The 24,478-nt window shown below is 40.7% G+C and carries 25 protein-coding genes; 12 read left to right on the top strand and 13 right to left on the bottom strand.

Going from position 1 to position 24,478, the window contains the following annotated elements:
* Positions 1-75: 75 nt before the first annotated feature.
* On the bottom strand, positions 76-513 hold the full coding sequence (cas6, locus tag V7K40_RS30720; RefSeq protein WP_334966541.1) for a type I-MYXAN CRISPR-associated protein Cas6/Cmx6: 438 nt from the start codon (positions 511-513) through the stop codon (positions 76-78).
* A gap of 718 nt (positions 514-1,231) precedes the next feature.
* Here cas6 and V7K40_RS30715 point away from each other — a divergent pair.
* Positions 1,232-2,554: a hypothetical protein gene (locus V7K40_RS30715; protein ID WP_334966539.1), complete on the top strand. Its 1,323-nt coding sequence runs from the start codon at positions 1,232-1,234 to the stop codon at positions 2,552-2,554.
* Between the two features lie 12 nt (positions 2,555-2,566).
* On the opposite strand, the gene V7K40_RS30710 is transcribed toward V7K40_RS30715, so the two are convergent.
* Complete coding sequence (locus tag V7K40_RS30710) at positions 2,567-3,487, bottom strand: lysylphosphatidylglycerol synthase domain-containing protein (RefSeq protein ID WP_334966537.1); 921 nt, start codon at positions 3,485-3,487, stop codon at positions 2,567-2,569.
* Positions 3,488-3,826: 339 nt separating this feature from the next.
* Between V7K40_RS30710 and V7K40_RS30705 the strand changes: the two genes are divergently transcribed.
* The 3 genes from V7K40_RS30705 to V7K40_RS30695 all read left to right on the top strand — a co-directional run bounded on the left by V7K40_RS30705 (position 3,827) and on the right by V7K40_RS30695 (position 5,801).
* Positions 3,827-4,387, top strand: coding sequence for a DUF6658 family protein (locus tag V7K40_RS30705; protein WP_334966535.1), 561 nt, complete (start codon positions 3,827-3,829; stop codon positions 4,385-4,387).
* Positions 4,388-4,485: 98 nt separating this feature from the next.
* Complete coding sequence (locus V7K40_RS30700; protein ID WP_334966533.1) at positions 4,486-5,085, top strand: hypothetical protein; 600 nt, start codon at positions 4,486-4,488, stop codon at positions 5,083-5,085.
* 506 nt (positions 5,086-5,591) lie between these two features.
* Positions 5,592-5,801 carry a hypothetical protein gene (locus V7K40_RS30695; RefSeq protein ID WP_273764590.1) on the top strand — a complete coding sequence of 70 codons (210 nt, stop codon included), beginning with the start codon at positions 5,592-5,594 and terminating at the stop codon, positions 5,799-5,801.
* Positions 5,802-6,476: 675 nt separating this feature from the next.
* Here the strand turns inward: V7K40_RS30695 and V7K40_RS30690 are convergent.
* The gene (locus V7K40_RS30690; protein WP_334966531.1) at positions 6,477-6,788 is read right to left on the bottom strand and encodes a threonine dehydratase; all 312 of its coding nucleotides are present in this window, start codon (positions 6,786-6,788) and stop codon (positions 6,477-6,479) included.
* 338 nt (positions 6,789-7,126) lie between these two features.
* Here V7K40_RS30690 and V7K40_RS30685 point away from each other — a divergent pair, with 338 nt between their 5' ends.
* Positions 7,127-9,526, top strand: coding sequence for a glycoside hydrolase family 10 protein (locus tag V7K40_RS30685; RefSeq protein WP_334966529.1), 2,400 nt, complete (start codon positions 7,127-7,129; stop codon positions 9,524-9,526).
* A gap of 95 nt (positions 9,527-9,621) precedes the next feature.
* Here V7K40_RS30685 and V7K40_RS30680 read toward each other — a convergent pair whose 3' ends face one another.
* From V7K40_RS30680 to V7K40_RS30665, 4 genes are all read right to left on the bottom strand, one after another.
* Complete coding sequence (locus V7K40_RS30680; RefSeq protein WP_334966527.1) at positions 9,622-10,368, bottom strand: Uma2 family endonuclease; 747 nt, start codon at positions 10,366-10,368, stop codon at positions 9,622-9,624.
* Between the two features lie 161 nt (positions 10,369-10,529).
* Positions 10,530-10,700 (bottom strand): ssl1498 family light-harvesting-like protein, encoded by a 171-nt coding sequence (locus tag V7K40_RS30675; protein ID WP_334966525.1) that lies wholly within the window; start codon positions 10,698-10,700, stop codon positions 10,530-10,532.
* A gap of 332 nt (positions 10,701-11,032) precedes the next feature.
* Positions 11,033-12,079, bottom strand: a complete 1,047-nt coding sequence (locus V7K40_RS30670; RefSeq protein WP_334966523.1) for a DUF1611 domain-containing protein — start codon at positions 12,077-12,079, stop codon at positions 11,033-11,035.
* Positions 12,063-13,115 carry a dipeptide epimerase gene (locus V7K40_RS30665; RefSeq protein WP_334966521.1) on the bottom strand — a complete coding sequence of 351 codons (1,053 nt, stop codon included), beginning with the start codon at positions 13,113-13,115 and terminating at the stop codon, positions 12,063-12,065. The genes V7K40_RS30670 and V7K40_RS30665 overlap by 17 nt, the downstream gene beginning before the upstream one ends.
* Positions 13,116-13,246: 131 nt before the next feature.
* Here V7K40_RS30665 and V7K40_RS30660 point away from each other — a divergent pair, with 131 nt between their 5' ends.
* The gene (locus V7K40_RS30660) at positions 13,247-13,795 is read left to right on the top strand and encodes an NUDIX hydrolase (RefSeq protein ID WP_334966519.1); all 549 of its coding nucleotides are present in this window, start codon (positions 13,247-13,249) and stop codon (positions 13,793-13,795) included.
* A 490-nt stretch (positions 13,796-14,285) separates the two neighbouring features.
* On the top strand, positions 14,286-15,170 hold the full coding sequence (locus V7K40_RS30655; protein ID WP_334966517.1) for a hypothetical protein: 885 nt from the start codon (positions 14,286-14,288) through the stop codon (positions 15,168-15,170).
* A gap of 245 nt (positions 15,171-15,415) precedes the next feature.
* Here V7K40_RS30655 and V7K40_RS30650 read toward each other — a convergent pair whose 3' ends face one another.
* Entirely contained in the window at positions 15,416-16,339 is a 924-nt protein-coding gene (locus tag V7K40_RS30650) for a nucleoside hydrolase (RefSeq protein WP_334966515.1), read from the bottom strand.
* Between the two features lie 15 nt (positions 16,340-16,354).
* Between V7K40_RS30650 and V7K40_RS30645 the strand changes: the two genes are divergently transcribed.
* Positions 16,355-16,786, top strand: coding sequence for a nucleoside deaminase (locus tag V7K40_RS30645; protein ID WP_334966513.1), 432 nt, complete (start codon positions 16,355-16,357; stop codon positions 16,784-16,786).
* Positions 16,787-16,994: 208 nt separating this feature from the next.
* Here V7K40_RS30645 and V7K40_RS30640 read toward each other — a convergent pair whose 3' ends face one another.
* Positions 16,995-18,113, bottom strand: coding sequence for a metallophosphoesterase (locus V7K40_RS30640; RefSeq protein WP_334966511.1), 1,119 nt, complete (start codon positions 18,111-18,113; stop codon positions 16,995-16,997).
* Between the two features lie 210 nt (positions 18,114-18,323).
* A complete protein-coding gene (locus V7K40_RS30635; protein ID WP_334966509.1) occupies positions 18,324-18,581 on the bottom strand; it encodes a hypothetical protein in 258 nt (85 codons plus the stop codon).
* 131 nt (positions 18,582-18,712) lie between these two features.
* Here V7K40_RS30635 and V7K40_RS30630 point away from each other — a divergent pair, with 131 nt between their 5' ends.
* Positions 18,713-19,585 carry an S-methyl-5'-thioadenosine phosphorylase gene (locus V7K40_RS30630; RefSeq protein ID WP_334966507.1) on the top strand — a complete coding sequence of 291 codons (873 nt, stop codon included), beginning with the start codon at positions 18,713-18,715 and terminating at the stop codon, positions 19,583-19,585.
* A gap of 234 nt (positions 19,586-19,819) precedes the next feature.
* On the opposite strand, the gene V7K40_RS30625 is transcribed toward V7K40_RS30630, so the two are convergent.
* Positions 19,820-20,371, bottom strand: a complete 552-nt coding sequence (locus V7K40_RS30625) for a Uma2 family endonuclease (RefSeq protein ID WP_334966505.1) — start codon at positions 20,369-20,371, stop codon at positions 19,820-19,822.
* Between the two features lie 402 nt (positions 20,372-20,773).
* Here V7K40_RS30625 and V7K40_RS30620 point away from each other — a divergent pair, with 402 nt between their 5' ends.
* A complete protein-coding gene (locus V7K40_RS30620; protein ID WP_334966503.1) occupies positions 20,774-21,043 on the top strand; it encodes a hypothetical protein in 270 nt (89 codons plus the stop codon).
* Positions 21,044-21,529: 486 nt separating this feature from the next.
* On the opposite strand, the gene V7K40_RS30615 is transcribed toward V7K40_RS30620, so the two are convergent.
* Positions 21,530-21,712, bottom strand: a complete 183-nt coding sequence (locus V7K40_RS30615; RefSeq protein ID WP_298904138.1) for a CsbD family protein — start codon at positions 21,710-21,712, stop codon at positions 21,530-21,532.
* Positions 21,713-22,045: 333 nt separating this feature from the next.
* Between V7K40_RS30615 and V7K40_RS30610 the strand changes: the two genes are divergently transcribed.
* On the top strand, positions 22,046-22,933 hold the full coding sequence (locus tag V7K40_RS30610; protein WP_334966501.1) for a TIGR02587 family membrane protein: 888 nt from the start codon (positions 22,046-22,048) through the stop codon (positions 22,931-22,933).
* Positions 22,930-23,325, top strand: coding sequence for a TIGR02588 family protein (locus V7K40_RS30605; RefSeq protein WP_334966499.1), 396 nt, complete (start codon positions 22,930-22,932; stop codon positions 23,323-23,325). The genes V7K40_RS30610 and V7K40_RS30605 overlap by 4 nt, the downstream gene beginning before the upstream one ends.
* A gap of 335 nt (positions 23,326-23,660) precedes the next feature.
* On the opposite strand, the gene V7K40_RS30600 is transcribed toward V7K40_RS30605, so the two are convergent.
* A complete protein-coding gene (locus V7K40_RS30600; protein ID WP_334966497.1) occupies positions 23,661-24,428 on the bottom strand; it encodes a ChaB family protein in 768 nt (255 codons plus the stop codon).
* Positions 24,429-24,478 lie beyond the last annotated feature (50 nt).

Below are 24,478 nucleotides of genomic sequence, written 5' to 3'. Positions count from 1 at the left end.
CCAGGTGAGGAATGATCTTAATCCGAGTACGAGGCATCGCTGTACACCGATTTTACTTCCCTTAAATAATACTATCTATTGCAACTTGGTATTATCTAGTTGCCGTTGAACAGCTTCAATAAAGTTATTAGAGTCTTGGAACCCTTTAATTACTACTAATCTTGAATAGACACTTTCTGAAGAAATTACCGATTTGTAGTCAGGAATATCTAGTTGATAAAAATTTTGACCTAAATGAAAAGCTTGACCCGCTAAATAAGGATAAATTAAAGGAATTTGTTGATGATAAATCCGAATTTTTAGACGAGATTGAGCAGTGAGTTCAAGCAAATTGTTCCTGGTCGGTATTCCAGCAATCGGATGAATCCCAATAGACTTTAGTTCGTGAAGGCTAGGACAAATACTCGACAAAGCACTATAGACAACATAACCATTATCAAGAGGAATCGGTGCGCCTCTTAACTTAAACGTCAAGTCTACATATTCCTCACTGTGAAGTGATATGGCTGCCATAAACGGGAATTTCGAGAAAAATTTAAAGATGTCAGAGTTGGTTTAATACATCAACATCCTCTTGTGCAAAGTTGTCCTCATTGTCATCGCCAACTACTTTGGTGAGAGTGGCAATCCAGTTTAGGCTATTATTCTCAATTTTCTCACTGGTTAGGAGGATCTTCTAATACTCCAGTAATTACTCAGAACAGATGGATAGCCGAAAGTTTCTATCCCATACCAGCATAAACCGCTTCTGCTGCATTCTAAAAAAATCCGGCACTTTCCTGCTTTCTATCCTTGATTGGACTCACGGCAAGCTTATCCTTCCAATTTGGACTGACGGCAAAGTTATGGTTCCAAACTGTCAATTTCATCCAAAATTCGCTGACGCAAGAATGAGGGTTCTAGTGTTGTTGACGGCAAAGTTATGGTTCCAGTAGCGGCAAAGTTATGGGTAAAGTCACACCTATATAAGGTATGGGCGGGTTGTATTTAATGGTAGATCAACTCGCCCATATACTTTTGTATTGGCTCTGATTATTAAGACTAAGTAATTTCACTTAACTCCTTGATGAATTATTAAACAATTTATGTTTAATACTTTATTTATAGTCCGAGTTTATCAAATTTGTGTAAAAAGATTACTGAATCTCTTAAGAATAGATTGATGCTACTGTTCACCAAGGTTAAGCTGGTAATAATATGAACAGGAAGCTTTTTTGTCCTGATAACTGGAATGAGCGCTAATAGTTTATCAATTAGTCAGCAAGATCCCGATTATGTTACGTCTAACTCTAAACAGCTAAATGTGCAAATTGCACAAGAGGAGGTTTATAGCTTCTTCGTCGAAATTGCCAAAAAATTGCCGCCAGATGATGTTTTACGGGAATTCAAAGGTTTATTTATAGACGGTGTTGATTCACAGTATTCCCATTCAATACCTGGGATATACAGCATTTTTTTAGATAATAATGAAAAAGAGTACTGTAATACACTTAAGCGGTGTATCTACATAATAATTAATAATTGGAAAACCAATAGAAAAGACAAATATATCCAAAAATTAGTTAATATATTTGTTCATGAAAGTCGGAAATTAGATACCAATGATTTTCTAGGGAGAAATATCCGTAAAAGCTGGCTCAAAAATTTTATATCCAGCAAAGATTACCAAGAAATAAAATTATTTGCTACTAAACATGAGGAATTATCTAAAGGTCATTGGGCTAATCGCTACACTTCTTATTTATTAATTGATCAATCTGTTAATGAGAATAATTGCCGAGAGCAACAAGAGGCTGCTAGAAGGCTTTATAGACAGATAAAAGACAAATATAAGTTTGAACTAGCAATGTATATTGCTCGTTCTCAATCTGCTGTCTCAACCACAGCCCGCTACAAAAATCCCAGTGTTTTGGGAGATAATGTTCTGCATTTAATAAAAACAATTGTTTTAAAAAAGGGTATATTTAGCCATGAAAATATTGCCAATATATTTATCAAACAAACTCAAAATCAAACTCTTAAAGAATTTAAAAAAAGTATAGATAAATATCTCTTTTTTTCTGGAGATAATCAAGAATTAGTCGGGAATTTGCGGCAGCAGTTTGCAGAGAAGTTATCCTTATGGAAGGAAAATTATAATCAAGAAATTATCACTAAAGAATTATTCCTGAGAACCTGTAATCGAGTGATTGATTGTTTGACGACAGAAAATGGTAAAGAACCTTCGTCATTATTTATATTATTGGTTACTCCAGGTCACTCTCTAACATTGGTGATTATACTGCTAAAAACTATTTTGATTTCTAGAAATTCCCGCAGGCATTTAGAACTTAGGATTGCTCATCTAATTCGTTATTACGAAAAATATCCTGAAGATGAATGCAAGTGGATAATCAATTTTATCGAGATTTTTAATATTACGTTTGCAATTTATGCAGAAAACGTAGAATACAACTTGATTAAGATGAAAGAAGAAGATCAAAGCAGTAATTTCCAGTTGAATCTGGATGATTATCGTGTATTTTCACAGATGAAGGTAGATAGACACAAATGAGTGTCGCCTGATTCATGATTTAGCAAGGCGTTCGTCTAACCAAGCCAAAGCAGCACCGGCAGTTTCAGCTAAAATACTGATGAGGCGATATAGAGCGATCGCACTAAATACTAAGGCGGCTGGAAAGTGGTGTCGTAAAAGTTCATATGCAGTCGCTTCAAACACACCTAACCCACCAGGCGCCCCCGGAATGATAAACCCTAACAACCAAGCGCAACTAAAAGCCCCTAACAACAAAGGAATTTGATTCACACTCAATGAACCCAGGGCGAACATAGTTAATATAAACCCAGTTCCACGTAGTCCCATAAAGCCCAATTCTCCTAACAAAGGTCGTAAAGGGTAGCTTTTAAGACTGAAGGGAACAGTTGGCTCAGTGGTAGCAGCAGACTTTTTTGCTTTCAATCTGTATAAAAAGCGAATAAGTGGGTTTAAAAACCAAGGATGAATCGCACAAAGGACTACAGCTAAACTCAGCAATTGTAATATTTGCAGAACAAGGGTAGTATTAGCTGCTGCAAATTGGCTACTGCATAGGACAATGATGATTAAAGCAGCCGCTAGCATCAGTAGCGGTTCCAGCAAAACGCTTAAGGTAGCTGCACCAGCAGAAATATTGGCATTTTTTGCTGCCATAATTCGCCCGTAGTGATGCCAGATATTACCTGGCAAATACTTAGCTATGTTCGTTTTTAGGTAAACTTGGATGAATTGGGGAGATGATACAGGTTGATTTAACTCTTGCAGAATCCAAGTCCAGATCCAGCCAGCCCAAGTATGTGCCAGTAAAGTGACGCCTGTTGCGATCGCCATAATTGCCCATCCTACCCCATCAATGCGGATAGCAATCACTTCAATCCAATTATCCTTCAGAGCTTTGCTTAAAAAAAACAGCGTTCCGCCCAAAATTATCCAGCGTAAAAATTGCTTCATGAATTTAGTAATTTAACAGTTAGAGCAACAAGGGCTGAATACCTCAACTATTACAGTACATCAGCTACTTATCTAAAGCTTTTGAAGGATTAAACAGGTTGATGTAGTTTTTTTTACGAAAATTATATTACTTTATTTTATATCTCTCTATAGTTAGATAAAAATATTCTATTATTACTAATTAAAATGTGGCCTGCGCTAGAGGTAAAGTTAATTTTATTATTCATATCCTTAATAGAGGTTATCGAAAGTGAGCAAACCAAGACAAGCACAATTTGCTGACCAATCCAATGGTTCAGTAAACTATTAGCTGATTAATATTTTGGTAAGGAGGATTACATGAACACTGTGAGAGTATTCTTGAAAAAAATAAGATTGCGCCAGATATTAACTATCTTTTTCGCTGGACTATTATTAATAGTTAGCACTGCTTGTAGTGGGGCAAATGCTCAAGGTGCAAATCCACAAAATCCTGCTGTGCAAGCTGGCGGAGCAAACAATCCTTATAAGAATGGTGGAGACAATTATACCAACAACCAAATGTCCACCGATCCGAAAATAACAAATCCAAAAGCCCATCAGGGACGTGACGAAGCTAGCTTACAATCAAGTTCACAATTGTTGATTGCTACAAATAGAGAATCCCAGATACTTTATCCTAGTGGCGAGACACCAGCGGATCGAGTCAACAGAGAAGCAGAACTGCCAATCATCACAGATAAAGACTTCCAACAACCTGAACCAGGTGGTTTGATTCAGAATGAATCAAATGTAGGCGAACGGGTTAAAGATCGTCTTGAGACTGTAAAAGAGGCTGTTGAAGAAGCTTCCGGCTTTTTGAATAAATCAGATGCCGGTACAAGACCTGAATTACAAAAAAATCCAGCATTAGGCAGATAGAACCCTTATTTTGTCTTAATGTTTGGCATTTTAAATCAATCCAAATGCTATCTTGATTGAAGTTTAACTTAGTCACGAAAATCCCAGGAGTTAGAAGTATGAAAAAAGCAATGAATTGGCTGAAAAACATTCGTCCCTTGAAAGTTTTAACTGTTTTTTTAGCAGGAATGTTCTTATTTCTGACACAAGCTTGTGGTGATCCAGGAACAGCAACACAGCCACCAAAGCCTGAGGCTCAATCACCTTATTCCAAACGATATGATCCCACAAAAGATTATCCTCTCTCTTCTCCTGCTGGTGGAATAAATAACTTTAGTGATGTAGATCCTAGAGCAAAAGATGAAAAGGCAGCGAATGACAGAGGTGATGCGATGGCAAAAAATGCTCAAAGGAATGTTGACGAGAAAGGGGTTAACAGTCCAGGGGAATATGGCCGAAATTACAAGGAAGGTACACCCCTTGGTGAACGAGTGAAGAACCTGGGTGAAGATATCGGCAGTTCAGCTGAAGAAGTTCGCAAAGGTGTTGTTAAGGGAACTCAGCGAGGAATTGAAAATATTAAGGGCAATACCCAGAATGCTGCTGATGACGTGACAAAAAATGTTCAGCGTGGGGCTGAGGATGCTGGTAAAAATGTTCAGCGTGGGGCTGAGGATGCAGGAAACGCAGTGAAGAGAACAGTTAAAGACGTTGATTGAAATTAGTTATTCAATCTCCTGCAAAAATATGAAAGCGCCCATAGACTAAAGTCTGGGGCTACTCAAGCAAAGTCTGCGTAGGCAGGCTTTGCTTGGTTTTTAGACTAAAGACGTTTCCTGTCTTCTGCAAAGAAGTTAAAGCAAAGCATTATCCCATCTGGATTTTGAAGATGAGGGTTCCCACCTAGTAGACTGTGGCGTCAGTTTGCCTACCTTTAACAAGGGATTATTGCCCCAAATCTTGTTCATTGAGATGGTAGCTGGATTTATTCCGTATTGTACTATACCCTGCGCGAAGGTTGGGATTGGATCGTTATTTCCTAAAAATTCAGCATTTAATAGAGTTTTGAGCATAAAGAAACTTGACATTATCAAAAGAAAATTGATAATATTAATGACCTTGATTTTTGTGTTATACTAAGAAACACTGCAATTGTTGAGCAAGGAAAATATAGTAATATATTTTTCCTTTAGCTAAACAAATTCTTGGGCGAGGTTGGTATTAATTGAAAATTCAAGCGTTAGATGTCAAGGCTGGCGATCGCATTATTGCTTACTGCAACAACAAAATGCAAACCTGCAAGGTAAAACGCATATTAGATCCTGGTGAAGCTAATATCACACTATCAGTATTCACTTCTGAGAATTATCGTGGCTGCTCAGTTTCATCTATAGTCCGCTTTCGGAGCAACGCTTTAGTTGATTTAGTAAGTTAAAAATCAAGAAAACATTCAATATCAAAAATATCTTTAGCTCTTGTCTAGCCTCAAATTGGATATTATTCTTATTAAAGGTGCGATGCCTGGGGCGGCCTACGCCTACGCACATAGAAATCCGTTAATTGTGGCTAGATGATTTTTCAGAAAATTGCCCTCACGCTATACCCGTGTAGACGAAAGTTTTTCAACAAACTAAATAGAATGCTCATGCGCCATCAATAAATGCAAGAGTTAGGCACAAAGTAACTAAAATTGTGCTTAGTTTATAGTAGTCTGTCAATTTGAAATTGATGGTTAAGCAAGTTCCTAGTAAAGACTTTAGTCATTATTTTCCAAGCGCTAAAGTGCTTACTATGAACCCTAAAAGCTAGCTTGACAAAGTATTAGAGAATATATAAAATTTCTGAGAGGAAAAATTGGAAGTGTGATGGCGAAAAGCGATTAGAGTAAGCGCATATCAAATGCTGTTGACAAGCGGGTTTAGAGACATGATTATGTTTTCAGAAGCAAACAGCGAGAAGAGTCAGCATATATTAGACTCTTCTGAGTCCTTGTATCCAGCCTAATTGAGATGCTCTTACCCAGACAAAGCGATCGCCTACGGCGATGTCTAACGACAAGCCGCTTTGGGTCTACACTTTACTAGGATTACCCTCCAATTGATGGCTTTTATTAGTTCTTTTTCACATCACGAGCCATGTTGAGGAAGTAGTCGTCAAGTTTGGCATTAGGACGACGGCGGTTAGTGGTAGGAATTTTAGCAGTGTTATCCTGATTCGTTTCAATTGGCTCTTTTGCAGAAGCTTGCTTTATGCCTTGCACCTGATCAGATTCCAAGAAATAATCAGACTTAGTAAATCCGAACAGTTTGGCAAAAAAACCAAATAAATTTCCGACGAAATTGGAAAAACTTTGGAATAAAACACCAAACAAGCCTTGAAGACGAAGGAACAAGTTCCGAACAATTTGAGTTAAACGAAACATAACAGTACCCTCTATGATTGCCTATTATCATTGTGACTTAATTTGAATAAGAGGAATGGTGCTATACCAAAAATCTACCAGGCGTAGGCGTAGCCCACGCTAGAACACTGTGGCGTCAGTTTGCCTATTTTTATAAGGGTTAACTTTGCTCAAGTTTTAGAGAGCAACGAGAATTTATTACAGGTTACATTTGAAACATTTATATTTGGCACTACTAACTCTATAACTGCGTCAACTATCTTGTAGCTAAATTACTGTATCAGTTTTCCTGGTGTAGCAATTTAACGTTGATATGGAATGAAATATAACCAATTAACCTCATTTAGTAAGCAGCAGTAATGACAACTCAGTTTTGGGAAAAAAGCATAAAAATTAATGCTACTCTAACTAACTTACTATTTAACCCTGTGCGTAGACGCTTACTTCAACATAGGAGTAAGCTACGCAAAGCGTCTGATAGAGTTGCGGTGAGACAGCGCTGCGGGAGGGGAGCCAGTGCGTTGCGGGGGTTCCCCCCGTTGAAGCATCTGGCGTTTTCCCTCCGCAGGCGACTGCGAACCCAAAGGGCTTGTCGCCAAACATCGCCTTTTATTCGTCAAGGTTGGTGGCTTTTAAGGAAGCGTCTGCTGCCATTATTATGTCTGATATCGTTTGTTGCTGTATTGCTACTTAACAGCTTTGCCCCTGCTGTTGCCCAACTACCTCCTCAACCTCGTCAGGAAATTCGGGGGGTGTGGCTAAGTGGTAATGATTTTAACATTTTCCGAAATCGCTCACAGGTGCAAGCAGCTATGAGCCAACTGCGGCAGTTAAACTTTAACACTGTTTATCCAGTAGTGTGGAACGATGGTTATACACAATATCCCAGTGCCATCATGCAAAAAATGGGTATCCCCTTCTTCTTTAAGGGAACAGATGGACAAGATGTGATTGCAGACATTATCAGCCAAGCCCGCAGAGAAGGGCTACTAGCAATACCCTGGTTTGAATTTGGTTTCATGGTTCCCCTAACTTCGGAACTCGCATCCCAGCATCCAGATTGGCTGACACAAAAGCCGGATGGGACTCAAACTTCAATTAGTGCTGCGGGTGAAGTAGCGTGGTTGAATCCGTTTCACCCGGAAGTGCAAAAGTTTTTCACCGAACTCGTGATGGAAGTCATTACTCAATACGATGCTGATGGCGTTCAATTTGACGATAATACGAGTTTACCTGTGGATTTTGGTTACGATAAGTACACAATTAGTCTATATACTCAAGAAACTGGGAATCCTCCTCCACCTAATCCCCAAGCCCAAGCATGGATAAAATGGCGGGCAGATAAAATCACGGCATTCATCGTAGACCTCCAGCAAACCGTGAAAGCGCGAAAACCGAATGCTATCTTCTCAGTTGCTCCTAATTATTATGATTTCGCCTACAAGCTGCAACTGCAAGACTGGCTCAACTGGGTACGGTTGGGTATTGTCGATGAGTTAGTCATGCAAGTGTACCGTAATGATTTGGAAAGTTTTATTGCTCAAATTACCCGCCCAGAAATTTTAGAAACAAAACAAGTCATCCCAACTGGTATCGGTATTATGGCGGGGTTACGAAATCGTCCAGTTTCCATATCACAAATTCAATCCCAGGTAGAAGCAGTGCAACAACGCGGTTTAGGTATCGGCTTTTTCTACTACGAAAGCCTTTGGGATATCGCATCTGAACCAGTAGCACAACGCCAGTCAGCATTTGCGGCTCTTTTCCCAAACCCAGCGTTGCGCGACATCTCTCAAAATATACCCCGCAAGCCAACTTTTGATACCATATCCCTACCTTTATATCCAAAACCTTCCCTTGGTCAACGTGTTCGCGGCTATTTTCTAGAAATGGCGATCGCAGGTGGTCAGCCAAAGCGTATCTTATTAGATACAGGTTCAGCAGGGCTGCGAGTTCCCAAAGAGTTTTTAGGTAATGCTCCAATCCGCAGAACGGGACAAAATATCAAGGAGGTATTAAGTGATGGTACTATCCTGGAGGGAGAATTAGTTTATACTAATGTTCGGTTTGGTTTGCTTCCCGCAGCAGAACCCGTTCCGGTGCAGATTGTTACTAGTCGCCAATGTACTGCCCAAAAGCCCAATTGTTCAGCAAAGAGTGGTGTGCCATTTTCTGGTATTATCGGCGTCAACTATTTTGAAAAGTCACTTCCCTATAATCCGTTGAGAAAATTACCAGGCAATCTGAGTAACGGATTTATTGTGATTGGAAATGGTGGTAGTAACAACAATGGTAGTTTAATTCTCGGTTTGACTGCCAATAATCAAGCAGGTTTCAAAATGGCTGCTTGGAGTAAACAAAGCGAAATTAATGGTGTACCCGGTAACAGATGGGACTCTCAACTGAGCAAAGTTTGTTTAACTATTGCTGGGAGTTCTGCTAAAAATCTTTGTAATGGCAAAATGCTCACTGATACCGGAACTATTAATGGTTGGACTGAATTCAAGTCAGCTTCCACAGCAGGTAAACTCAAACCAGGAGTATTACGTTCAGCAAATGCTCTGAAACTAGCAATTAATAGCATTTTTGATTACAGCCTGACACCAGGAACCCGCGACGGATTTAATCGCTGGAATTTGAGTATCTCGCCACAATCAGAACTTGCTACATTTGTAAATACTGGCATCGCATTTTTTGATAAATACGATGTCCTCTTTGACCAAGTTAATGGAAGACAGGGTTTTCGCAGTCGGCAGTAAGAGGAATTAGCAAAATACAGATAAAGCGATCGCACCTTAGCACTTATTTGCTTAAACTGAGTAACCCAGCTACTTGAAAACTTTGTCTATATATGCTAAGGCAAATTATTTGGATCGATACCTTGAGATTGTAAGTAGGCAATTAGCCGTTCTTTTTGCTGACGTTCCTGCTCGGCGCGTTGACGTTCCTGTTCAATTTGTTTTACTGCCCAAGGTAACAAATTACCTGTCTTATCCCACCAGCGCAACCAGTAACCGGTTCTAGCTTCTTTTGTTCCTTGCCAAGTTCCCAAAAATAAACCCATTGAATCAATCCAATGACGGCCATTTTCGTCAAGTTGCTGCAACTCGTAGCGCCTGTTTTCGAGTTGATAAAATTCTAATAAACCGCCATTTGGGTCAAAAATCACGTAAATTGGGACTTGAAGAATCTGCTCGTTAAAAAACCATTTTCCTGGTGGATAGGTTCGCTTAAAAGAGTATTCTCCACCCTCACTGTCAGATAGAAATTCCATTACAATTGCTGGAATATCACCCTCTAAATTGGGTGTGTAGCTTTTGCGTTCTCCTAAAACTTCATTTACCGATGGCACATAAACCCAGTCAGGTGCTTTCGCCACAAACTGACCGTTTATCGTCGCACAAAGTCCAAAATTTGAGGCGATTAACATCTGGGGTTGGATGAAACCACTTATCTCAAGGCTTTCGCGCAAAGCACCAGCTAATAGTGGCTGACCTGTATTTTCCACGGGTTCATCCTCTAACTGAAAATCTGCCGGCAACGCTTCCCAAGAGATTATCAGTTCTGTTGAAGATTTAGCTTCACCAAGTTGGGTTGCCATAAACACCCCTTTTTATTGATTTGTCTTTATTTTATGGGCGATCGCAGTTTGAGATACAATCGCACAGTAGTAAAACACAAAAAACCTCGGCGAAACTAACCAAGGTTTGAGAGAGAAGTACGAATGACGATGAGATACAGCGATACCAAAATCGAAAAATCTTAACTAACGCTAAAACCAACCAAAACTAAAGTAGTGACAATTAAAGTTGCAAAAAGACCCTGTAAAACGTATTTACGTTGTTCCCAAATTGCTGGATATTCGGCGTAGTGTATCTTGGGTTCAGCTGCGTAGTTATTCAGAATGCCGTCTTCATTGGTGGTGGTGTACATAGTTTTTTCTCTTTTTTGTTTACTTATGTAACTAAATTTAACAATATTGTTACAAAAGGTCAATATGACTTGACAAAAAAATATTTATGACTTATATAAAAGTTACTTATCATGGATGGGGGATTTAGGCGAAGCTGCCCCAGCCAACGAAAGCGCCATATCTATTGACTCACCCCTATACGTTTACGCAATTTTTTAAATTGCAAAATCTAAATTCCAAAATGGTATAAAAGAGTAGAGACACATTAGCACGGCGATTTCGCGTCTCTACTGGTAATCACATTTAGCACTCCATCTGTTGCAATCATTTTTGGATCAAGTAAAATCTACATCTAATTCTTCATCACTGCATCCAAAAGCACATTGGCATCAAAACGGACTACATCGGTGCAAGGTAGCCCAGTTTCTGCTATTGTTTGAGCGATGCTTTCCTCAGCCGCAGACTCATCTAGATGGGCTGTGTTAAGGGCTATACCCACTACAGGAACACTTCCAAAAGTACCACCAGCACTAGCAACAGTTTCATAAAGCTGAATTACCTTTGGTAAAGGTGGAATTACTACATGGGGATGATTACGTACATGAACTTGTCCCGCCCGATGTACTAACACCAGTTGAGTTGGTTGCGAACCACGGATTAGGGGTAGAGTTGCTGTTGAACCAGGATGTAGCAGTGAACCTTGTCCTTCAATGTGCAGGATGTCGTGGTTTTTGCCATAGCGCATGACTATCTGTTCCACAGCACCAGCGGCAAAGTCTACCCGCACGGCATCTAAAGCCACGCCGTCCCCTTCTAACATTACCCCAGTTTGACCAGTGGCGAGGAATTTAGAACTCCAGCCCCGTTGTTTTGATGCCCAATGTAACTCTAGGCTGGTTGACATTTTACCGATCGCCATGTCGGTTCCGACTGTCAACACCCTCTGACACGGGAGGGTGCGAGCTATCCCACTAGCAACACTTATGTTAGGCGGCTCTTTGCGGACATCCCAAATTAGTTGCCCTGGTTTGAGCAGTGCATTTAATTCTGGGATGCTTGCCATTGGTGTATGTAAACCATTCACCAACGACATCCCAGCTTGTAGAGCGTCTTTGATTTCCAGCCAGTAATCATCTGGTACAGCGCCACCTCCTGGGGCAATGCCTATTACCAAGACTTCTGGCTTGTACTCAAGGGCTGCGGCTACCGATGCCACAATTGGTACATCACGCTTGATACCTGTTAATTCTGGTAGGGATTTGCCAGCACATTCGCGATCGATTACGGCTACGATTGGGGCTTCACTGTAACGTAAAATTGCTAGCCCTGTTTTGCCGTGATATCCGCTAATTCCCTCATGCAGCAAGATAGCTACTCGTTGATTAAGTGGTAATCGCACTGTGTTGTACCCCCAAACCTGGTAAATCGTTTGGCAAAACTTTCCCTTCTTTTAGCAATGCACCCGTAAAGGGATCATCGATTAAATTAAGGTGACTGTCTAAATCTAAATAATCAGCTAGTGGCGCTAGCTGTAATGCTGCTGTATTAGCTAGCGAACTGTCAGAATAGCAACCAAACATCACTTGCAACCCATAGGCTCGCGCTGTATGTACCATTCGCATTGCCTCGGTTAGTCCTCCTGATTTCATCAGTTTGATATTAATACCATCCACGTAGTTTGCCAAATGGGGAATATCGGAGCTTGTGAAGCAACTTTCATCGACAAAGATGGGCATGGGAGAGTGTTCTTTGAGGTTTGCTAAACTTTTTTCCTGTCCGCGTAGCAATGGCTGTTCTACATACTTTATACCTAAATTAGCCAGCCAATTGCACATCGCGATCGCATCTTCTAAACTCCAACCCCCGTTAGCATCAACAAATAATTCTGGTAATGGTGCTTCTTCTCGCACTGCTAATAGCATTTTTTTATCTGCATCTATGCCATCTGGACTACCTAGCTTCACCTTAAAAAGGCGGACATCAGTAAATTGTAACCAGTCTCGCGCTCTAGCTCTAGCATCTTCAGGCGAATTAATCCCAATTGTGACTGAAGTCGGTACTATGGTGTTGCGATCAAGTCCCCAAATTTGCCACAAAGGTAATCCCACGCGCTTACCCAACCAGTCGTGCATTGCTATATCTAAGGCTGCTCTAGCAGCAGAAGGAACTTGAGTTTGTATTAACACTTGCTCAATTTGCTGCCGCTGTAAGGGGCTGAATGCTTGCAACAGTGGCACAACTTGCTCTAAACCGTCTTTAATTGCATCAGTTGATTGCCGATGATTACCCACACCGAATGGCGATGCTTCCCCCCAGCCTTCGATCCCATCATGCGAGATCCTCACCCATACATTCGTTGTCTGTGCCGTTGTACCTCGACTAATAGTCAACGGAAATCTCTTGTTTACTGTAAATAAATTTACATTTATTTGCATACTTTTGCTGCATACTATGCTGTTAGGAAAGCCAGTGTAAGTTCAAAGTTTAGATTATGGGATGCATTTGTTATACTTTTTTACATTCATTACAAATTTTTTATACATACATATTATTTCTTACTTAATTTATGACCAACTTAAAAAAATGGAAAACTTTAAAATCAAAAATGGTTTTAGATAATTACTGGTGTCAGGTAAGGCAAGATGAAATAGAATTGCCCAATGGGAAAATTATAGATGATTATTTTGTCAGTATTAAACCAGACGTTGCGATGGTTTTACCTATTACTAATAGCAAAGAGATAATTTTTGTCCGACAATACAGACATGCAATAGGTGAATTTTTCTTAGAACTGCCAGCAGGGAATTTCGACCCCACAAAAGAGAGTGCTGAAGTAGCAGCAATTAGAGAACTGACAGAAGAGACTGGTTATATTCCCCAAGAATTTAGGAAAATAGGAACTCTATACGATAAGCCGAGTAAAGATACCAATCAAATACATTTATTTTTAGCAGAAAATGTGACCAAAGTTGGAGAGCAAAACTTAGATATTACAGAAGAGATTGAAGTCGTATTCATTTCTGTCGAATCAGTTTTAGAAAAAATTATTCAAGGAGAAATTTCTGTTGCAGGAACTGTTGCGGCTCTTTTCTTAGGTTTAAATTTTCTCACTTAATTAATAATCAGTGTAGCTTTTTCCTGTTACTTAAGAAAAATGCTTGAGACAAATCACATTCTGAACCTTTTACAGCAACTTTTCTAGGCGTTTTTCCAAAGTAATGATATTCACAGAGTTTCTGTATAATGTCCTGATCCCGATGCTATCCAGAATTTTTTTAAATATCAGGGAGAGATATACCGAAAATTATATGTCTTCATAGTACTAAATGAATATACGTAAAAAAATACGTATAATATCAGGTTATAAGTATTATTTAGAAAAATTATGTATAGTATAACACAAAACGCTTGCAACCCTGATTTTTTCTCATTTAAGGAGATACATATTAAGAAAATTTTTGTATCATAACCAGTTAGCCTGCTAAGTTCTCAGTAGGGTTAGTACTTAAAACTATTTCTCCAAGTTTTCGTAATGTATACTCAACTCTGATAGATTAAAGTTTAGAGTAAGTAGATTGGGAAAAATGGTTTAGGGTTAAATTGGCATGAAACCCCAAAAACAAAATAGAAGTGAACATATATTTATACTTGCTCAGGAATTGCTGGACGACATTGAACTCAACAGATTATCCGGTGAAGCATTACTGCTAAAAGCTACACGTCTTGCTCGTCTTGTCGATTCTGAACAAGTTCAGCGTTGGTTAGAGTATGAGCTGAAAGGCTATAACTCTCGTGACGAACTCTCCCTTAGATTTATGGCTAGAAGCGGATGTTGGATTGATTATGAAAAGAAAACCGACTATTGGGGACCATTAGCTCAACAGGAATCTGCCATGCAAGCTTTGGAGGTGCAATTGAAATATATGCATCTTCCAGATTCAGTGACTTCTGCTCCAATAATTAGTAACTTTACTCAACGCATGTCAAATATTGTTCAACAGATTCAGATACATAGTGCTATCAAGAGTAAGGTGATTTCTTTACTTTATGAATTTGTCTCAGGTGTGTATTATGAGAAGGCTTTTAGTGGGCTAGCGGAGGACATCTTTGAATCATACAAGCGAGAAATTGATGCCAAAATCGCTGAAAACTGTGGTGATGTTCTGAACAAGCTTCCCTATGTTTATGATCGACTCCGTGAAGGAGATACTGAAGCGGTGAGCCAAGGACTAACTACTTGTCGTCGCATCATAGATGCATTTGCAGACGTTCTCTATCCTGCTTCAGAAGAAACTATTCAGCTTGAAGGAAATTCTTTAGATATGGGGTCAAACCGTCACCAAAATAGACTCAATGTCTACATTGCAAAACGAGTTAGCAGCGATTCTCGTAAGAAGAGATTACGTCAGTCCTTATCCAATCTCTATAGTCGAGTATCAACCGGTGTTCATAGTGAAGTTTTAAATCTTGATACTGAAGGTAATTCCTAGATATAGTTAGAGTTGAGCTACATGTTTCCAAGATTGGTAATCAGTGGTAATCAGGCTAACAACGCAGCGAACGGATGAAAGCCCCTGGTGGGATTCGCAAGTATTATTAGCCACCACTGGCTTTTGCCATTAAACGGTATTAATGCAAGCTACGAAATTAATTCAAAATTCGATTTACAGCTAGCAGTTTAAGAAAGAGTCTTAATACAGTCAGCCTTGAAATTTAATTTCTAATTTTTAGTTTTTTATATTGCCCATTGCTGCAAAATATAACCATAAAAAGCCTCTTTATCTACTTTATCCATTGCATAAATTTTACGACCACCAGGAACTACTTTAGTCCGCCCCTGACTCAGACCAGTGGTGATAATTTCCGTTTCCCATTCGCGCAATTGATAAAATTCCGGGTGTCCCAGATAAGCTGTTGCTAAGACATCCCAGAAATAATAATCTTGGGGGATAACTAGTGCATAACATTGTCCAGCTAAATCAGAGATGGGATAGTGGCGTTGTCGCCCCATTTTTTGTACTAATTCTGATGTGACTGGGACATTATTAGTTAAATCCAAAGGACACATAATAATTTCAATTTGCGTTTGCCATACCCGTGCTGCTGAAATTGCATCCCAATAAACATTCCATTCGGCGGAACCATCTTGTCCTGCTTCTAAACTTTTTTCTACATTACCACCGACATTCAACGCACCCCCCATCCAAACAATTTTGTGAATCTTGGCTTCAATGTCTGGTGCTTTGTCCAAAGCCACTGCAACCGTCGTCAAAGGCCCAGTTACCATCAACGTTACGGGGCTTGATGCGTTACGTAACACCTTGATCATAAAATCTTGACCTGTTTCGGCAACCAAAGACGTAGTGATGGTTTCGCTTTGATTGAGAATGGGGAGATGGTCAACGATAAACGAATCACGGCGATAGAGAGTAGGAAATGGATTGATACCGCGCACAGTGCTTTCTGCTACCGGGATATGAGAAAATCCCATCAAATCGAGAATTTTACGTGTGGCGCTAACAGCTGGTTGGACATAACAATCTGCTGGAGTAACGACTACACCGAGGAGTTCAATATGATCCATTGTCAACAGCAGCATAGTTGCTAGATAATCATCTACACCGCCATCGTGATCCATTAATACTAGTTGTTTTGACATAAAAGGAGAATTAATATGAATGAGTTTATGGAAGCAGCAATTCAAGAAGCAAAACAAGGCAGACAAGAAGGTGGAATTCCCATTGGTTCGGTTCTGGTCAAGGATGGCAAAATTCTCGGCAGAGGACACAATAAACGCGTGCAAGAGGCCGATCCTGTTACTCACGCTGAAATCGATTGTCTCCGCAATGCTGGGAGAGTTGGCAGTTACAGAGGTACAACACTCTATTCAACTTTAATGCCGTGTTATCTGTGCGCTGGGGCAGTGGTACAATTTGGCATTAAAAAAGTCATTGTTGGTGAATCCAGAACTTTTCCTGGTGCCAAAGAATTTATGATATCTCACGGTGTGGAAGTAATTGATCTAAATCTTGACGAATGCGAACAAATAATGAGTGAGTTTATTCAAACTAACCCGGAACTTTGGAATGAAGATATCGGTAATTAGAGACGCGATTAATCGCGTCTGTACAGGAGTTAGGAGTAGCCCTGCCAAGGTGACTTTTGATCGGAGAATTATGGCAGGAGCGATCGCTATCTCAAAAGGAACACACAAGAATAGATAAATACTGGGTGCAATCTTTGAATGATTTGTCAAACAAAGTCCAGTCAGCGTGATGGTACGGGGGCTGATGGAAAGAGGCTACTCATCACTTCTAACCCAGCAAAAGTGTGCTGTTATTATCAATCAGGGGAATTCCACTAGTAGCCATACCTGGGTTGGGCTGTGATGCATTATAGGTCTGAATATAGCGGCGCACTTCTAGCGGAAAATCAGGGTAATCTAATACTGCATCCCCATCAGCAATAGTTGACCAGAAGTCTCGCAAACTAGGAGCTAATTCTTTTGCCTGTGATAATGGTAAGTTTAATGGAGAGTGAGTTAGTAGCTTGACTAGGAAGGGGAAAGAGCGATCGCCCATCCACTGCCGCGATGACTGTTGCAAGTCGGGGAACTCAGGCACTGACTCTACCCGATGGGATAAAATTTGCAACGATTCTTTACCTTGGTGATCCCGATGAAACTCTAGCACCCGGTAAGGGTGAGGATAGCTAACTAAAGAGCCAGTGGTAATATCATATACTCCATCTGAGTAAGCAATATCCTGAACATGCAAATGCCCAGTAAATACTAGCTTGACTCCGTAGCGCCTAAGTAACTGCAACAGTTCTGCTGAATTTGCTAACATATAGCGATTTGCCAGTGGATGGCTCGATTGATTGGGCAAATGTTCGACCACATTATGATGCACCATCACCAGAACTAATTCATTACCAGACGCCGCTAGCACCTCTTCTAACCACCGTAGCTGTTTGGTATCCAAACACCCCACCTGCTCTCCCTGGTCATTAAAGGAGTTAGAATTGAGTCCAATTAGCTTAACTCCAGGCAGCAACTGACGAATGTAGTAAATCTGCTGTGGATCGTCATAGCCAAACTTCATATAATAGTAGGGAAAATCAGCAAAAGCGATTGATTGCTGATCAGCCAACAGCACAGGAACGTCATGATTACCAGGAACAACATAGACGGGAAAAGGTAGTTGGGCTAACCGTTGTTGCAACCAAGCGTGGTTCTCTGGTTCGCCGTGCTGGGTTAAATCTCCTGGCAACAAGAGAAAATCTAAATCGAGTTGTGTTAAATGTTCTAGTACACTTTCAAACGCCGAGATACTGACTTCTACCAGATGAAATCTGCTGGGATGATCCCAGATTGTGTGGGGAAGTGCCAGGTGTAAGTCGCTGACTACTGCAAAGCGAAAATTGAGAGCCATTGATTTTTGAAAATGTTAAAAACAGGGGTTAAAATAAGCCTTTTCCCAAAAGTATAACCCTTACTTTCTCTCCCTGCTCAGGAGTGCGTCTACTTAATATTTGTATACATTAAGCATCGATTACACCCTATGGTGATAATTAACTTAAGGACTAATCATAACCATTAATCTTCAAAAATTATCATAAATTTGATTGCTGAAACCTGGAAGTCAAGCGCTCACTGATTCAGGTTCTCTACCCGATATTTCTAGAACCCGCTTTAACCAATTTTCTGTTTGCTGAGCAGCAGATAGCTTTTCTGTAGCATCCGACCAGATTGTATCCCACTTAAACAGCCAGCGCGTCAAAACCCGAACTAAGTCAACGAACTCTGCGGCTCGGTCAATGTCGTCAGCCTTTACCATATCTGTGACAATCCACTCAATAAAATACCTACTTTCCTTATTCCACGCTTCAATTAGCGTCAACCAATAATTAATCGATAATAATTCAATAGTGTTAGCGGCACAAAATGTAATCGTTTAGTTTCTTGGTTTCTCTACTACTTCCGTTTTCGATAAAATAACTTAGCAGATCACCAAGGAACAGGTTCAGAATCATGCCTCAGGCTAATATTGGGATTATTGGTGGTAGCGGTCTGTATAAAATGGATGCGCTCAAAGATTTAGAAGAGGTGCGAGTCGAGACTCCTTTTGGTTCACCATCTGATGCTTTGATTTTGGGGACTTTGGATGGTACACGAGTAGCTTTTTTGGCGCGTCATGGTCGCAATCACACGCTTTTACCGTCTGAGTTACCGTTTCGTGCTAATATCTATGCGATGAAGCAATTGGGCGTGGAGTATTTAATCTCAGCTAGTGCTGTAGGTTCCTTGAAGGAAGAGGCGAAACCATTAGATATGGTGGTGCCAGATCAGTTTATTGACAGAACTAAAAATCGAATTTCAACGTTTTTCGGTGAGGGAATTGTTGCTCACATTGCCTTTGGCGATCCGATATGTAAGAACTTGGCTGTTGTGTTGGCAGATGCGATCGCATCTCTGAATTTACCACAAGTTACTCTGCATCGCGGCGGTACTTATGTATGCATGGAAGGGCCAGCTTTTTCCACTAAGGCAGAATCGAATCTTTACCGCAGTTGGGGTGCAACAATCATTGGGATGACGAATTTACCAGAGGCGAAGTTGGCTAGGGAAGCCGAAATTGCCTATGCAACCTTAGCACTGGTGACAGATTACGATTGTTGGTATCCAGATCACGATAGTGTGACAGTGGAGATGGTGCTTGGCAATTTGCTGCGGAATGCTGTAAATGCTCAAAAGGTGATTCAAGAAACTGTGCGGCGCTTGAGTGAAAATCCACCGCCGAGTGAGGCGCATTCGGCGTTGCAGTATGCGATTTTGACTCAGTTGGATAAAGCACCAGCGGCGACGAAGGAAAAGTTAGGGTTATTGTTGCAGAAGTATTTGTAATATTGGTGATGATGGCGCACCATCCAATATTACAGGCGATGTCTAAGGGCGGGCTGTGACGCTCGTGACGCTCGTTCGCCCTTGACTGTCTCCCTTTGGGAGATGACTCGGAGCGTCTCTAAGAGTTGCCATGCCGTTGGCGAACGCGAACAGCGTTTCCCCTTCTCCCAAACCTATCACATTACCCGGATCTTTCTTAACATTGCTGTATTTTGATTTTTAATTTTAATTAGTTTAATTATTAATAATCTGTTCCACTGCAACAGAAATATCTGGAAATGGTAGCGGTTGAATTGTTCCCGCAGTTAATGTTAGTTTTGTTGTATACTCTCCGTCTAAGATTTCTCGAAACACCACTAAGTGTAGCTTTTTGAGATTAACAACCCAATACTCTAAAATACCTGCTTCGGCGTAGATTTTGCTTTTTATCTCTAAATCTTTTTCTAAACTGGAGTTAGCATACTCAATCAACCAGAAAATATTTTCTGGATAGGGATGATGCTCTCGATACTCGCGTCCTAAACGTTGGACAATGGCAATATCTGGTTCTGGTTCCGAGTCGTTGGGTAAGGTGATAGGCTTGGCTTGACGTATTGTGGCACGCTTACCTAACAAATCCGTTAGATACTCTGCCGATTCATGACTACAATAAGCATGGGGTTCTCCTTCCGGCGACATTTCGACAATTTCTCCCTTAAGTAGTTCAACTTTGCGATCGCTCAAAATGCCAGCATCAATCATCCGGTGATATTCGTCAATCGTCCACTTAGCAACAATAACAGTCATGACGATTGATTCCTCCCAATAATTCTTGATATTTTCTTATCTTAAACGTACTTCAAAGGAAGCCACGCCGCTAGCGCCTCTGTGCCCGTGTAGCTCAGACTTACCCAACAAAGTGCAATCTAATTGACAGAAAGAATATTAATTTTTATTGAAGTTTAATACTTGTATAAAACTAGTATTTTATTTTTGCTTCTAATCGCTGTCTGGCTTGGGTGATAGCCCATTTACACGGGATACGCCATGAACACCTAAGCTAGTTATAATTTTACATAACTAAGTTACCTGAAGCTATTAAAGGGCTGTGTCACAAAGCAAGCATAAAGTGATTGCTTTGCGGCTATCGGCATTTGTGGTATAAATAAAAATTTCCTAATAAATTAATAAATAACAAGGTAATTCCAGATGAAGTTGACAATCAAGGCGGAAAATATTTTGGAGGCGATCGCACTCCAGAGCCGAAAGGAATTGCAATTTTTGCTCTTGGGGATGCTAGGTATGGGAGTAAGTCAAGCATTAATAACTGCCATCCGATTAAATGTGTTCGATGCTCTGCAAGAAAGTCCCAGGACGAGCGTTAACTACGCAGAAGCGTCACCCGTACCCTTCGGGATCTTGCTACGCGTAGCGTCTCTGATAGGAGAAGGGTGTGTTACGCTCCCGCGTCAAAGCTAAATTGTTGTAATCATGGCGATGCCTGCGGTTCTTGCTAGCCAACTCATTTGTTATTTCGGCGAACTCATTTGTTATTTCGGCGAACTCATTTGTTATTTCGGCGAACTCATTTGTTATTTCGGCGAACTCATTTGTTATTTCGACGTGTCCATAACGCACCCTACGAAACTACTAGAATTGAAACCTATGCTAGGTCATACTTGTGTGTACACCGTTGCCTAAAAGGAGAGAAATCAAAGTGTATTGCATACATAGACGCGTAGCGGCTACTCTGCGAGAACGCTAAGAGCGAACCCGTAGGCTACGAGCTCGCCATAGTTGAATTACTAGCAAAATCATGGTTAGAGGCAATTTGTCAATAATTCACCTTTGCAGATTTTACGCAAACAAAAAAACTCCACTTCCTAAAAGTTAGTGGAGTAATTAATCTTAGACTATCAGTAATGAATCATCGCTAATATTAGTATTTGCAGTGTTCAAACTAAATTAGTCTATAGCTTTTTTAAGTTCGTCTTTAATGTTTTCTACAGTGTGAGTAGCTTGGGCTTCAGCTTGCTTTGCTTGTCCTTCAGCTTTATCTTGTGGATTACCGGTTACTTCACCCACAACCTCTTGGATTTTTCCTTCAATATTTTTTGCAGTAGCTTCTACTCTTTTTTCGGTACTCATGGTTTTTATTTCCAGCTTGTAGTTGATTAAGCTATTACATAAACTAACAATAGCAAATTATTTTTTACTTCCATCAACCGATAGAATAGTTTGAGAGATTATATTATCTTAAGACAGATACGGAGTATCAAAGGAGCACGCAACGTAAAAAAATATGAATATATCATAAATAAGATATACATGATGAAAACTTGCGGTGTCTAGATCCCCGACTTCGTAAAAGTTGTCTGTCGGGGATTTAAATTTTCACCAATGATTTAGGACTGCTATATGCATCTTCATAGAGAATTAGTATAAGTTAAAACAAATTTTCAATAAAAGGGAAGTAAAGGAGTGGCAACAAAACGTCAGAAAAATGTCTGGATGAGTGCAATTAATGACATCATTCGGGGTGCTTGTGGAGGTTTTTTATTTGGCATACCTTTACTGTACACAATGGAGGTTTGGTGGATTGGATCACTGGCAAAACCACAACTGATGATGATGGCGATCGCATTGATGTTTATTGTGGTTTACTTGCTCAATCAGACAGAAGGCTTTCGGAAACGCAGATATAGCTGGCTAGATCATCAAGCCGTAATGGATACCGTAGAAGCGATCGCGATCGGACTAGCTTGCTCTGCCTTTGTGCTGCTACTATTGCGAGAATTAACACTAGAAACTTCCTTAAAGGAATCTTTAGGGAAAATCATCTTTGAAAGTGTGCCCTTTACTCTCGGTGTAGGATTAGCCAACCAGCTTTTGGGAGATACCAGAAATGGCAGTGCAGAAGGACAAGCAACCGATCAGGTAAACAGCACAACCAATAATAAAGAAGATGAGTTACAGGCTACCTTCGCCGATGTGGGTGGAACCCTGATTGGTGCAACTATAATTGCATTTAACATTGCTCCAACAGATGAAATTCCGATGCTAGCAGCCGCAGCCTCGCCACCTTGGCAATTGGCAATGATCGCCACATCTTTGCTGATCTCTTATGGCATTGTATTTCAGGCAGGCTTTTCTAACCAGCAAAAGCGTAAACAGCAAAAGGGAATTTTCCAACGACCATCAAGCGAAACCATCATGTCTTATTTAGTGTCACTGCTAGCAGGCGCTTTCATGCTGTGGTTCTTTCAAAAGTTAACTTTTAACGACCCTTGGACAATGTGGTTAGATCACACATTAATGCTGGGATTACCTGCAACTATTGGCGGTGCAGCCGGGAGGTTAGCAATATGACTAAAACAGAACAGCAACCACGCTCTATTGCAGAGTGGGTAACATTCAGCGTTGCTTCACTTATCCTAGCAATCATTGTGAGCCTGGTTGGCTACACTTGGCTGAACGAAAAGAATCGACCTCCCATCCTTTCTGTTACCAAAAAAGAAACAATTCGGGAAATTGGTGGCCAGTTTTATGTTCCTTTTGAAGTTGTGAACACCGGAGGAGATACAGCAGAGTCAGTTCAGATTATGGCTGAGTTACTGATTAACGGCAAAGTTACAGAAACAGGAGAGCAACAGATCGACTTTTTATCTAATGGTGAAAGGGAAGAAGGTGCATTTGTGTTCAGCCAAAACCCGCGCCAAGGTCAGTTAAACCTGCGTGTTGGTAGCTATAAATTGCCCTAGTACCACAAGGCGGAAGTCAAAAATCAAAAGGAGCCAGTGCGTTGGGCGGCTCTGCCGACTTGTTCGCTCTTAGCGTTCCCGCTTTCTTAGCAACTGGCGTTCAAAAGTCAAAAGTATTATGGAATAAGCTCTTTATGGATTTTAAATGGTTGCTCTATTTACGCCGTAGGGTACTAGTGAAGATTTAAAACCGCAGATAAACGCGGACTAATACAATTGATTGTAGGGTGGGCAGCGTTCGACTGAGCGCTCACGCCGAAGTCTCGCCCGCCCTTAATTAAAGGTTGGCAAGATAGCCACCCGATAAGATTGGATAATTTATTTCTTGGAAATCCTTAAGCTTTAACCTTAGCTTTTGACCAAACACCATTTTCATCTTCATCATATTGCTGATGAACAGACTCCCAAGCAGCTTGTTCAGCTGTGAACTCGTCATTTTTCTCATTGAAAACAGTGTTATAACGCTCAATGAATGTACTCTGAGCTTGATCAGAAAGATGAGCGCGAACCTCAGGAGACAAATCTTGTGGGCTGTTGCATTGTCCAGGACAAGGGCGAGCAAAGGTTTTTTCAATTGTGTGAATTTCTTCAGCACCAGCACTTTCAAGCAGCAATTGAAATTCGCCAGCGCGATTGCTCCCAACTTCTGCCATCACTAAAAAGTCGCCAGCTTGTAAGCGGGTTTGGTAGACAGCCGCTTTATCTTCTGGCATCCCTAAAGTAGTTAGAACCGATACTAGACCAGCCCCGGCACTACCTGCGATCGCTCCACTGGCAGCCCCCAACAGCACTGCACCAATAGGCCCTGCTGCCACGATTGGGCCGACAAAGGGAATAAATAGTACGCCCACACCCGTGAGCAAGCTGAGAAAGGAACCAAACAAGGAACCAAAAACTGCCCCTGTTCTCAAACCTCCCAGAATCACATCCTTTTTTGTAATAAAGCCAGCAATTCTAGTTTCTGACTGGAAGTTTCTCCCCATGACCGAAATATGATCTCTAGGCACACCCCTGTCTAGTAAACGTCGAATCACATCATCAATTTGCTTCTGTTCTTTAAATACAGCAGAGATAGTACGTTCTGCTTTAGATACTTCTGGCACTTAAATAGTCCTTGTATTATGTTATTTTTGCAATAAATATGGTGAAGAGG

Source organism: Nostoc sp. (assembly GCF_036917195.1).
Classification (GTDB): domain Bacteria; phylum Cyanobacteriota; class Cyanobacteriia; order Cyanobacteriales; family Nostocaceae; genus Nostoc.
The sequence above is the reverse complement of the archived record's forward strand: the minus strand, read 5'-3'. Positions and strand labels throughout refer to the sequence as shown.